Annotated in this window: 10 protein-coding genes; 2 read left to right on the forward strand and 8 right to left on the reverse strand. The window is 63.3% G+C overall.

The annotated features are described in order from the left end of the window. Positions 1-10: 10 nt before the first annotated feature. Positions 11-1207 (reverse strand): methionine gamma-lyase, encoded by a 1197-nt coding sequence (locus tag L6D77_RS06405; protein WP_232882192.1) that lies wholly within the window; start codon positions 1205-1207, stop codon positions 11-13. A 127-nt stretch (positions 1208-1334) separates the two neighbouring features. On the opposite strand from L6D77_RS06405, the gene L6D77_RS06410 reads away from it, so the two are divergent. Then, on the forward strand, positions 1335-1814 hold the full coding sequence (locus L6D77_RS06410; protein ID WP_125462705.1) for an Lrp/AsnC family transcriptional regulator: 480 nt from the start codon (positions 1335-1337) through the stop codon (positions 1812-1814). A 122-nt stretch (positions 1815-1936) separates the two neighbouring features. On the opposite strand, the gene cysN is transcribed toward L6D77_RS06410, so the two are convergent. The 3 genes from cysN to L6D77_RS06425 form a co-directional block, all read right to left on the reverse strand. Next, the gene (cysN, locus tag L6D77_RS06415; RefSeq protein ID WP_232882191.1) at positions 1937-3838 is read right to left on the reverse strand and encodes a sulfate adenylyltransferase subunit CysN; all 1902 of its coding nucleotides are present in this window, start codon (positions 3836-3838) and stop codon (positions 1937-1939) included. A gap of 15 nt (positions 3839-3853) precedes the next feature. After that, positions 3854-4771, reverse strand: a complete 918-nt coding sequence (cysD, locus tag L6D77_RS06420; protein WP_110991645.1) for a sulfate adenylyltransferase subunit CysD — start codon at positions 4769-4771, stop codon at positions 3854-3856. Positions 4772-5014: 243 nt separating this feature from the next. Continuing rightward, complete coding sequence (locus L6D77_RS06425) at positions 5015-5773, reverse strand: Nif3-like dinuclear metal center hexameric protein (protein ID WP_232882190.1); 759 nt, start codon at positions 5771-5773, stop codon at positions 5015-5017. Between the two features lie 301 nt (positions 5774-6074). On the opposite strand from L6D77_RS06425, the gene algW reads away from it, so the two are divergent. Continuing rightward, entirely contained in the window at positions 6075-7235 is a 1161-nt protein-coding gene (gene algW / locus L6D77_RS06430) for a Do family serine endopeptidase AlgW (protein ID WP_232882189.1), read from the forward strand. Between the two features lie 123 nt (positions 7236-7358). Here the strand turns inward: algW and L6D77_RS06435 are convergent, their stop codons facing one another. From L6D77_RS06435 to L6D77_RS06450, 4 genes are all read right to left on the reverse strand, one after another. After that, on the reverse strand, positions 7359-8123 hold the full coding sequence (locus L6D77_RS06435) for an amino acid ABC transporter ATP-binding protein (protein ID WP_232882188.1): 765 nt from the start codon (positions 8121-8123) through the stop codon (positions 7359-7361). 10 nt (positions 8124-8133) lie between these two features. Further along, a complete protein-coding gene (locus L6D77_RS06440; RefSeq protein WP_125462686.1) occupies positions 8134-9231 on the reverse strand; it encodes an amino acid ABC transporter permease in 1098 nt (365 codons plus the stop codon). 10 nt (positions 9232-9241) lie between these two features. After that, complete coding sequence (locus L6D77_RS06445) at positions 9242-10420, reverse strand: amino acid ABC transporter permease (protein ID WP_232882187.1); 1179 nt, start codon at positions 10418-10420, stop codon at positions 9242-9244. Between the two features lie 67 nt (positions 10421-10487). Continuing rightward, positions 10488-11516 (reverse strand): amino acid ABC transporter substrate-binding protein, encoded by a 1029-nt coding sequence (locus L6D77_RS06450; protein WP_153788255.1) that lies wholly within the window; start codon positions 11514-11516, stop codon positions 10488-10490. Positions 11517-11817: the final 301 nt, after the last annotated feature.

The following is an 11817-nucleotide window of genomic DNA, read 5'->3' on the forward strand; positions in this document are numbered from 1 at the left end:
GCGTGGCAATTCAGGCACAGGCCTTCAGGGCCTGGTCGATATCGGCCAGCAGGTCGTCGATGTCTTCGAGCCCCACCGACAACCGCACCAGCCCCTCGGAAATACCATGGTGCGCCCGCTCCTGCGGCGTATAGCTGGAATGGGTCATGCTCGCCGGATGCTGGGCCAGCGACTCGGCATCGCCCAGGCTCACCGCCCGGCTGAACAGCTGCAAGGCGTTCATGAAACGCCGCCCGGCCTCGATGCCACCCTTGAGCTCGAAGGCGATCATCCCACCCGGCAGGCGCATCTGCCGTTGCGCCAGTGCGTACTGCGGGAACGACGGCAGCCCTGGGTAATGGATCAGCTCGACCTGCGGCTGGCGGGCCAGGTGCTCGGCCAGGCGCTGGGCATTGGCGCAATGGCGGTCCAGGCGCAGGGCCAGGGTCTTCATGCCACGCATCAACAGCGAGGCATCGTGGGGCGACAGCACCGCGCCGGTCATGTCCTTGAGCCCCTGCAGGCGGATGCGGTCGACCAACGCCTTGCGCCCGACCACCAGGCCGGCGGTGATGTCGCCATGGCCGGACAGATACTTGGTCGCCGAGTGCACCACCAGGTCGGCACCCAATTCCAGCGGGCGCTGCAGGTAAGGGGTGCAGTAAGTATTGTCGACCACGATGCTGATGTCGTGGCCACGCACCGCCTCGGCCACCGCGGCGATATCCACCAGTTGCATGTTGGGGTTGGCCGGGGTCTCGAAATAGATCATCCGTGTTTTCGCGGTGATCGCGGCTTTGAGCGCCTGCGGGTCGTTGAGGTCGACGTGCTGGATCTTCACCCCGAACTCACCGATGCCATGGTGCAGGTAGGCGAAGGTGCAGCCATACAGGGTGCGGCCGACGATCAGTTCATCCCCCGGGCGTAGCAAGGTCCATAGGGTGGAGGTGATGGCGCCCATGCCCGACGCCAGCGCCAGCCCGGCCTCGCCGCCTTCGAGCGATGCCATGCGCTGTTCCAGCAGGGCCAGGGTGGGGTTGGAGATGCGGCTGTAGAAGTGCCCGCCCTCCTCGCCAGCGAAGCAGGCGGCACCGTATTCGACGGTCGGGAAAGCGAAGGTGGCGGTCTGGTAGACCGGCGGCACCAGGGCGCCGCCATGGGACAACGGGTCATAGCCGTAGTGGATGGCCCGCGTGGAAAAACCGGTGTTGTTATTGGAGTCGCGCATGGCAACAGCCTCGTGTGGTTTGTTATAAGCTTATGCCACCGAGCTGCTGCAATTTTTCCAAAGTTGCCCACGCATTCGCGCCAGTATTGGAATAAAAACAATAAATGGTTAACAAGGAGGGCAAATCATGCCTTCGACCCTCGACCGCACCGACCGCGCCCTGCTCGCCGCCCTGCAGGACAATGCGCGCCTGACCGTCTCCGAACTCGCCGACCAGGTCGCCCTGACCACCTCACCGTGCTGGCGGCGGGTCAAGTTGCTGGAAGACAACGGCTACATCACCGGCTACCAGGCCATCCTCTCGCCCAAATCGCTGGGTTTTGGCGTCACTGCCTTCGTCAGCATCATGATGGACTCGCACACCAAGGAGATCGCCCTGGCGTTCGAGCGGCGGCTGATGGAAATCCCCGAGATCGTCGCCTGCCACAACATTTCCGGGCGCTATGACTTTTTGCTGGAGATCCTGGCGCGGGACCTGGAGTCCTTTGGCGAATTCACCCGCGAGGTGCTGCAGCGCCTGCCGGGGGTGAAGGAGATTTATTCGAGCTTTTCGTACAAGGCGGTGAAGGAGCGACGGGTGATCCCGGTGTCCGAGAAGCACATCTAGCAAGCCATGTGTGGAGCCGGCTTGCCGGCGATGGGCTGCACAGCAGCCGCGAAATCCTGCCAAAAGACACCATGCAAATGAAAAACCCCGCCGAAGCGGGGTTTTTCACATCAGGCAATCAATCAGATCGCCCCACGCTGACGCAACACATCCAGCACAAGCTTCACGCCTTCATCGACGCTGACCGACTGGGTGTCGATCACCAGGTCCGCATCCAGCGGCACGTCGTACGGGAAGCTCTCGCCCGGGATGTTGTCGCCACCGGCGGCATACAGGCCCTGCGGGTCACGCTCGCGGCAGGCCAGCGGCGATGCCTGGACGTAGACCGTCACCAGGCGCTCCTTGCCGATCAGCGCCTTGGCCTGTTCGCGGCCTTCGGCGTCCGGGGCCACGAAGGCGGCCAGGGTCAGCAGGCCGGCTTCGTTGAACTGGCGCGCCACATGGGCGGCGCGGCGCCAGTTCTCGGTGCGGCCGGCACGGTCCTGCGGCAGGCCCTTGTTCAGGTCGTGGCGCAGGTTCTGACCATCGAGTACATAGACCGCACGGCCCATGTCGAACAGCTTGCGCTCGACCGCATAGGCCAGGGTGCTCTTGCCAGCGCCGGAGAGGCCGCTGAACAGCACGGTGGCCGGCTGCTGGCCGAAGCGCAGGGCGCGCTCTTCGGTGGCCACGTGGGCCAGCTTGCCATGCTGGCCAGCGCTGCCGTGTGGCAGTACCGGCGGCGCGATGATCATGCCGGCGCCGACGGTGCCGTTGGTCAGGCGGTCGATGACGATGAACGCGCCAGTAGTGCGGTTGCTGTCGTAACCGTCCAGGGCGATGGCGCTGTCCAGGGCGACCTTGACGCGGCCGATCTCGTTCAGCTGCAGCGCACTGGCGGCGCCCTGCTCGAGGGTGTTCACATCGACCTTGTGGGTGATGCTGGCAATCGAACCCGGCACGTAGCTGGTGGCGCGCTTGATGTCGTATTTCTTGCCCGGGAGCATCGGCTCCTCGGCCATCCACACCAGCATGGCGTCGAACTGGTCGGTCACCTGCGGCACGTTGTCGGCATGCACCAGCAGGTCGCCACGGGAGATGTCGATCTCGTCTTCCATGGTCAGGGTCACGGCCTGGCCGGGGCCGGCGTTCTCCAGCTCACCTTCGAAGGTGACAATGGACTTGACCCGGCTGCTCTTGCCCGACGGCAGCACGACGATCTCGTCGCCCTTGTGCACCACGCCACCGGCGATGGTGCCGGCAAAGCCGCGGAAGTTCAGGTTCGGGCGGTTGACGTACTGCACCGGGAAGCGCAGGTCGGTGACATTGCGGTCGGCGGCGATCTCGACGGACTCGAGGATCTCCATCAGCACCGGGCCGGTGTACCACGGCGACTGCTCGCTGCGGTTGACCACGTTGTCGCCCTTGAGCGCCGACATCGGCACGAAGTGCAGGCTCGAAGGCGTCAGGTTGATGCTCTCGGCGAACTTCAGGTAGTCGGCCTTGATCGACTCGAAGACCTGCTCGTCGAAGCCCTTGAGGTCCATCTTGTTGACCGCGACGACGATGTGCTTGATGCCCAGCAGCGAGGCGATGTAGCTGTGCCGGCGGGTCTGGGTCTGCACGCCGTAGCGGGCATCGACCAGGATGATCGCCAGGTCGCAGGTGGACGCGCCGGTGGCCATGTTGCGGGTGTACTGCTCGTGGCCCGGGGTGTCGGCGATGATGAACTTGCGCTTGGCGGTGGAGAAGTAGCGGTAGGCGACATCGATGGTGATGCCCTGCTCGCGCTCGGCCTGCAAGCCATCCACCAGCAGCGCCAGGTCGACTTCCTCGCCAGTGGTGCCGGATTTCTTCGAGTCACGGGTGATGGCCTCGAGGTGGTCCTCGTAGATCATCTTGGAGTCGTGCAGCAGGCGCCCGATCAGGGTGCTCTTGCCGTCGTCCACGTTGCCGCAGGTGAGGAAGCGCAGCAGCTCTTTACGCTCATGCTGGGCCAGGTAGGCGAGGATGTCCTCGCTGATCAGATCAGATTGGTGCGACATGACGAAACCCTGAAATTAGAAGTAGCCTTGGCGTTTTTTGTCTTCCATCGAGCCTGCACCATCGTGGTCGATGACGCGGCCCTGGCGCTCGGACGTCCGGGTCAGGAGCATTTCCTGAATGATGTCGGTCAGGGTCTCGGCTTCGGACTCGACCGCACCCGTCAACGGGTAGCAGCCCAGGGTACGGAAACGCACTTTCTTCTTGACGATGCGCGCCTTCTCTTCCTCGGAGAGGTGCTCGAGGATGCGTTCGTCATCGATCATGATCAGGGTGCCGTTCTTTTCGATCACTTCACGCTCGGCGGCGAAGTACAGCGGCACGATCGGGATGCCTTCGAGGTAGATGTACTGCCAGATGTCCAGCTCGGTCCAGTTGGAGAGCGGGAACACGCGGATCGACTCGCCCTTGTTGACCTTGCCGTTGTAGATGTTCCACAGCTCCGGGCGCTGGTTCTTCGGGTCCCAGCGGTGCTTGCTGTCGCGGAACGAGTACACGCGCTCTTTTGCGCGGGACTTCTCTTCGTCGCGGCGAGCGCCACCGAAAGCGGCGTCGAAGCCATGCTTGTCCAGCGCCTGTTTCAGGCCCTGGGTCTTCATGATGTCGGTGTGCTTGGAGCTGCCATGGGTGAACGGGTTGATGCCCTGCGCCACACCCTCGGGGTTGACGTGGGTGATCAGCTCCAGGCCCATCTCCTCGACCATCTTGTCGCGGAAGCTGTACATCTCCTGGAACTTCCACTGGGTGTCGACGTGCATCACCGGGAACGGCAGCTTGCCCGGGAAGAAGGCCTTGCGCGCCAGGTGCAGCATGACCGCGGAATCCTTGCCGATCGAGTACAGCATCACCGGGTTGTCGAACTCGGCGGCCACCTCGCGGATGATATGGATGCTCTCCGCCTCCAGCTGTTTCAAGTGCGTCAGATTGTCGACCATGGCTACTCACGAAAAACGATCTTATGGACGGCCTGCGGGCCGTGTTCGAGCGAGCCACTTTATCACAGCGCCTGATTCTATTTAGGAGGCTGCCTAGATCGAAACAATCTAACGATATGACTGGGGGTTTGGGGCATCTTCACGGCCCAATCGCCGGCAAGCCGGCTCCCACAATGACAGCACTGCCCCTGAGAATGGCGCTATCCCTGTGGGAGCCGGCTTGCCGGCGATTGGCCATCTACGCTAGATAGGGTTCGGGCAATCGATGAACAGGTGCTCCAGGGCAAACCGCCGCGCCAGGTAATCGCCCAAGGCCTGCACGCCATAGCGCTCGGTGGCGTGGTGCCCGGCGGCGATGAAGCTGATGCCGTTCTCCCGGGCACTGTGGTAGGTCTGCTCGGACGCTTCGCCGCTGAGGAACAGGTCCACCCCCGCTGCGATGGCGGTGTCGATGTAGCCCTGCCCACCGCCGGTGCACCAACCCACCCGGCGGATCATCTGCTCGCCCTCGATCACCAGCGGCTCACGACCCATGACCTCCTGCACCCGACGGGCGAAATCACGCGCCGACAGAGGCTCGGCCAACGAGCCGACCAGGCCCACTACCTTGGGGTTGTTCGGGTCCAGCGGGCCTTCGACGGTGATGTCCAGCTGGCGTGCCAACTGCACGTTGTTGCCCACTTCCGGGTGCAGGTCCAGCGGCAGGTGGTAGGCCAGCAGGCTGATGTCATGCTTGAGCAAGGTCTTCAGGCGGCGCTGCTTCATGCCGGTGATGCACGGGTTTTCGCCCTTCCAGAAGTAACCGTGGTGGACCAGCACCAGGTCGGCCTCGGCCTCGACGGCGGCATCGAGCAGTGCCTGGCTGGCGGTGACCCCCGTGACGATGCGGCTGACTTGCGGGCGGCCCTCGACCTGCAGGCCGTTGGGGCAGTAATCCTGGATTTTTGCACTGGCCAGGTAGCGCTCGGCTTCCTCGACCAGGGTATTGAGGGCGACGGCCATGAAAAATCTCCTCGAAATCGGCGTTGCACCAGGGCACGAAGCCCTATAATGGCCGCCATTATGGGCCGTCGCCGGCGCAGGGGAAACCGGCGGCAAGTGCTTGGGGGAAGCCTGCGGTGCTGCCCTTCGCGGGTAAGCCCGCTCCCACAGGGTTGGTGTGATCTCTGTGGGAGCGGGTTTACCCGCGAAGCAGCCACCACAGTTTCAACCGTGCCGATCGACTTTTTCACGTGTATGATCGCGCGCGCTCGCACCCCGGGCCGCACCGATGTGGCCCCCGCCCTACTCCCAGGATCGATTCATGCTCAAGGCTCTGCGTTATTTCGGCTGGCCCCTGCTCACCGGCGTATTGATCGCCATGCTGGTCATCCAGCGCTTTCCGCAATGGGTCGGCCTGCCCAGCCAGGACGTCAACCTGCAGCAGGCTCCGCAGACCAACCGGATCATGCAGGGCCCGGTCTCCTATGCCGATGCCGTGACCCTGGCCGCCCCGGCGGTGGTCAACCTGTACACCACCAAGGTGGTGAACAAGAGCGCCCACCCGCTGTTCGAAGACCCGCAGTTCCGCCGTTTCTTCGGTGACAACCTGCCCAAGCAGCGGCGCTGGGAGTCGAGCCTGGGCTCGGCGGTGATCATGAGCCCCGAGGGCTACCTGCTGACCAACAACCACGTCACCAGCGGCGCCGACCAGATCGTCGTGGCGCTCAAGGATGGCCGTGAAACCCTGGCCCGGGTCATCGGCAGCGACCCGGAAACCGACCTGGCCGTGCTGAAGATCGACCTCAAGAACCTGCCAGCGATCACCATCGGCCGCTCCGACAACATCCACATCGGTGACGTCACCCTGGCCATCGGCAACCCCTTCGGCGTCGGCCAGACCGTGACCATGGGCATCATCAGTGCTACCGGCCGTAACCAGCTGGGCCTGAACAACTACGAAGACTTCATCCAGACTGACGCTGCGATCAACCCGGGCAACTCCGGTGGCGCGCTGGTGGATGCCAACGGCAACCTGGTGGGCATCAACACGGCAATCTTCTCCAAGTCTGGCGGCTCGCAAGGCATCGGCTTCGCCATCCCGGTCAAGCTGGCACTGGAAGTGATGAAATCGATCGTCGAGCACGGCCAGGTGATCCGTGGCTGGCTGGGCATCGAAGTGCAACCCCTGAGCCAGGAGCTGGCCGAGTCGTTCGGCATGCAGGGGCGCCCGGGCATCGTCGTGGCAGGGATCTTCCGCGATGGCCCGGCGGCACGTGCAGGGCTGCAGTTGGGGGATGTGATCCTCAGCATCAACGGCGAGCCGGCCGGCGATGGCCGCAAGTCGATGAACCAGGTGGCGCGGATCAAGCCTACCGAAAAGATCACCATCGAAGTGGTGCGCAATGGTCAGCAACTGAAGCTGATCGCCGAGGTGGGGCTGCGGCCACCACCGGCGCCGGTGGCGGCAAAAGAAGAGAATTAAACTTGCTTGATTGGGGCTGCTGCGCAGTCCTTTCGCGGCACGAGGCCGCGCCTACAGGAGATCGCGTCTCTCTGTAGGAGCGGCCTCGTGCCGCGAAGGGCCGCACAAGCGGCCCTAATTGCATCAATGCAGGATCTGGCTCAGGAACAACTTGGTCCGGTCACTGCGCGGCCGGTCGAAGAACTCATCCGGCGCCGCCTGCTCGACGATCTCTCCCTTGTCCATGAAGATCACCCGGTTCGCCACGGTGCGGGCAAAGCCCATCTCGTGGGTCACGCAGAGCATGGTCATGCCGTCCTCGGCCAGGCTGACCATGGTATCGAGCACTTCCTTCACCATCTCAGGGTCGAGCGCCGAGGTCGGTTCGTCGAACAGCATGATCTTCGGCTTCATGCACAGCGCCCGGGCAATCGCCACGCGCTGTTGCTGGCCACCGGACAACTGCCCCGGATACTTGTGCGCCTGCTCCGGAATACGCACGCGCTCCAGGAAGTGCATGGCGATTTCCTCGGCCTTGCGCCGCGGCATCTTGCGTACCCACATGGGCGCCAGGGTGCAGTTCTCGAGGATGGTGAGATGGGGGAACAGGTTGAAGTGCTGGAACACCATGCCCACCTCGCGGCGGATCGCCTCGATCTGCTTGAGGTCGTTGGTCAGCTCCACGCCATCGACGACGATGCGGCCCTGCTGGTGCTCTTCCAGGCGGTTGAGGCAGCGGATGGTGGTCGACTTGCCCGAGCCGGACGGCCCGCACAGCACGATACGCTCACCCTGGCGCACATTCAGGTTGATGTCCTTGAGCACATGGAACTGGCCGTACCACTTGTTCACGCCCTGCATCTGGATGATGCCTTCGGGGCCGGCAGGCTGCTTGATCGCTTCACTCATTTAGAAACTCCTAACGCTTGTGGCCAGTGTCCAGCTTGCGCTCCAGGTGCATGGAGTAGCGGGACATACCGAAACAGAAAATCCAGAAGACCAGGGCGGCGAACACGTAGCCCTCGGTCGCCATGCCCAGCCAGGCAGGGTCGGCAGCCGCCTGCTTGACGCTGTTGAGCAGGTCGAACAGGCCAATGATGATCACCAGGCTGGTGTCCTTGAACAGGGCAATGAACGTGTTGACGATGCCGGGGATCACCAGCTTGAGTGCCTGGGGCAGGATCACCAGGCCCATCGCCCGCCAGTAGCCCAGGCCCATGGCCGCGGCAGCTTCGTACTGGCCCTTGGGGATGGCCTGCAGGCCGCCGCGCACCACCTCGGCGATGTACGCCGACTGGAACAGGATCACGCCGATCATCGCCCGCAGCAGCTTGTCGAAGCTCATGCCCTCGGGCAGGAACAGCGGCAGCATCACCGAGGACATGAACAGCACGGTGATCAGCGGCACGCCGCGCCAGAACTCGATGAAGGTGACACAGACCACCTTCACCGCCGGCATGTTCGAGCGGCGCCCCAGGGCCAGCAGGATGCCCAGCGGCAGCGCCCCGACGATGCCGACCGTGGCAATCACCAGGGTGAGCATCAGGCCGCCCCACTGGTTGGTGGGTACGTTGGCCAGGCCCAGGTAGCCGCCATGCAGCAGGGTGTAGGCCAGCACCGGGTACAGCACCAAAAAGCCCAGCCCGTACACGGCCTTGCGCGGGAAGCGCTTGATGAACAGCGGTGCGGCGCCGAGTACCGCGAGCCAGACGGTCAGGTCGACGCGCCAGCGCAGCTCGCTGGGGTAGTAGCCATACATGAACTGGCCGAAACGCTGCTGGATGAACACCCAGCAGGCGCCGTCCTTGGTGCAGTCGGCCCGGGTGGTGCCGACCCAGTTGGCATCGATGAACGCCCATTGCAGCAGGGGCGGCACGATCAGCCACACCAGGTACAGGGCGAACAGCGTCAGCAAGGTGTTGAGCCAGCTGGAGAACAGGTTGGCCCGCATCCAGGCCAGCACGCCGATGGTCTTCACCGGTGGCGGCATGTCGGGTTTGAAAACATGAGCTGTCACGGAAGTACCCTCACCGTTCGATCAGCGCAATGCGCTTGTTGTACCAGTTCATCAGCAGCGAAATGCTGATGCTGATGGCCAGATAGACGCTCATGGTGATGGCGATCACCTCGATGGCCTGGCCGGTCTGGTTGAGCACGGTACCGGCGAACAGCGAGACCATCTCCGGGTAGCCAATGCCGGCGGCCAGCGACGAGTTCTTCGCCAGGTTCAGGTACTGGCTGGTCAGCGGCGGAATGATCACCCGCAGCGCCTGGGGGATGATCACCTTGCGCAGCGTCGGGCCTTCGCGCAGGCCGAGGGAGCGGGCCGCTTCGGTCTGGCCATGGCTGACCGAGCGAATGCCCGAGCGCACGATCTCGGCAATGAACGCCGCGGTATAGATGGTCAGCGCCAGGGTCAATGCCAGCAGTTCGGGAATCAGCACCCAGCCACCGACGAAGTTGAAGCCCTTGAGCTGCGGCACTTCCCAGTGCACCGGGCTGCCGAACAGCAGCGCGCAGACACCGGGGATACCGACCAACAGCAGCAGGCCGACCCAGAACTTGTGGAACGGCTGGCCGGTTTCGTCGAAGCGCTTGTTGGCATGGCGCACCATCAGCACGATGGCGACGATCGCCAGCACCAATGCTGCCACGAACGGCCAGAACCCTTCGGCCATCGAGGCGCCGGGCATGTTCAGGCCACGGTTGCTGATAAAGAAGGTGTCGTCGATATTGATGCTGCCCCGCGGCCCCGGCAGGGTGAGGAACACCGCGAAGTACCAGAACAGGATCTGCAGCAGCGGCGGGATGTTGCGGAAAGTCTCCACGTACACCGTCGCCAGCTTGTTGATCATCCAGTTCTGCGACAGCCGTGCCACGCCGATGATGAAGCCCAGGAGCGTCGCCAGGATGATGCCGATGAAGGTCACCAGCAGGGTGTTGAGCAGGCCGATGACGAACACCCGGGCATAGCTGTCCGATTCCACATAGGGGATCAGGTGCTGGGCAATGCCGAAGCCGGCACTGCGCTCGAGGAAGTCGAAGCCCGAGGTGATGCCCCGGTGCTGCAGGTTGGCCTGGGTGTTGTGGAACAGGTACCAGCCCAGGCCGACCACGAAGACCACCGTGATGATCTGGAACAGCCACGCGCGCACACGTGGATCGCTAAGGGAAAACCCTTTCCGTGCGCCGATTTGATTTTGCATGAAGTGCCCCGAAAAGAAGGGAGTCGAACGACCCGCGGCGGCTGGATGCCGCCGCGGGGTGCAGGCATCAGCGCACGGGCGGTGCGTACTGGATGCCGCCGTTGTTCCACAGGGCGTTCAGGCCACGGTCGATCTGCAGCGGGGTTTCCTTGCCCAGGTTCTTCTCGAACACTTCACCGTAGTTACCGACCTGCTTGACGATCTGCACCACCCAGTCCTTCGGCAGTTTCAGGTCCTTGCCGTACTCACCGTCGGCGCCGAGCATACGGGCGACGTCGGGGTTCTTGGTGGCCTTGGCTTCGGCCTCGACGTTCTTCGAGGTGATGCCCATCTCTTCGGCATTGAGCATGGCGAACAGGGTCCACTTGACGATGCTGAACCACTCTTCGTCGCCTTTACGCACCACCGGGCCCAGCGGCTCCTTGGAGATGGTTTCCGGCAGTACCACGTAGTCGGTCGGCGCGGCCAGCTTGGAGCGCTGTGCGTAGAGCTGCGACTTGTCGGAGGTCAGCACGTCGCAACGGCCCGACTCCAGCGACTTGGCGCTCTCGTCGGAGGTGTCGAAGGTGATCGGGGTGTACTTCAGGCCGTTGGCGCGGAAGTAGTCGGAGACGTTCAGCTCGGTGGTGGTACCGGCCTGGATGCAGATGGTGGCGCCGTCGAGCTCCTTGGCGCTGGAAACGCCGAGCTTCTTGTTCACCAGGAAGCCGATGCCGTCGTAGTAGGTGACGCCGGCGAACACCAGGCCCATGCCGGCATCGCGCGAGCTGGTCCAGGTGGTGTTGCGCGACAGCACGTCGACTTCGCCGGACTGCAGCGCGGTGAAGCGCTCCTTGGCGTTGAGCTGGCTGAACTTGACCTTCTTGGCGTCGCCGAACACGGCGGCGGCCACGGCGCGGCAGACATCGGCATCGATGCCGACGATGTTGCCTTTGGCGTCAGGGACCGAGAAGCCTGGGAGGCCATCGCTCACGCCACACTGGACGAAGCCCTTCTTCTGCACCGCGTCGAGGGTGGCGCCTGCGTGCGCGGTACCCAGGGTACCCAGTGCAGCAGCGGCGGTCAGGACTGCCAGGGTGGATTTCAACATCTTCATCAACAACCTCCAAATCGCTCTTGTTGTACGAGCCGGAATTGCACCGCACCCTTATGAGGCGCATCCGACCCCGTGTTGGCTTGTTTTTGGGTCAATTGGCGCAATGAGCTGTTCTATGACAGCCTTTATATCCACACGAGGGGTGTTACCGTGACTGGCCCACTCCTTCGCATGACAAGGTCATAGCAAAGGGCGTACCACAGTTGCAGGCTTAAGCGATTAAGCGGGCGTCAAGTAGGAAAAGTTGTAGAGTTGCGACATCTTTTTCTGGCATTAACCTCCATCGCCTTCTTTTCACGCA

Origin of the sequence: Pseudomonas parasichuanensis (genome assembly GCF_021601385.1) — a bacterium.
Classification (GTDB): domain Bacteria; phylum Pseudomonadota; class Gammaproteobacteria; order Pseudomonadales; family Pseudomonadaceae; genus Aquipseudomonas; species Aquipseudomonas parasichuanensis.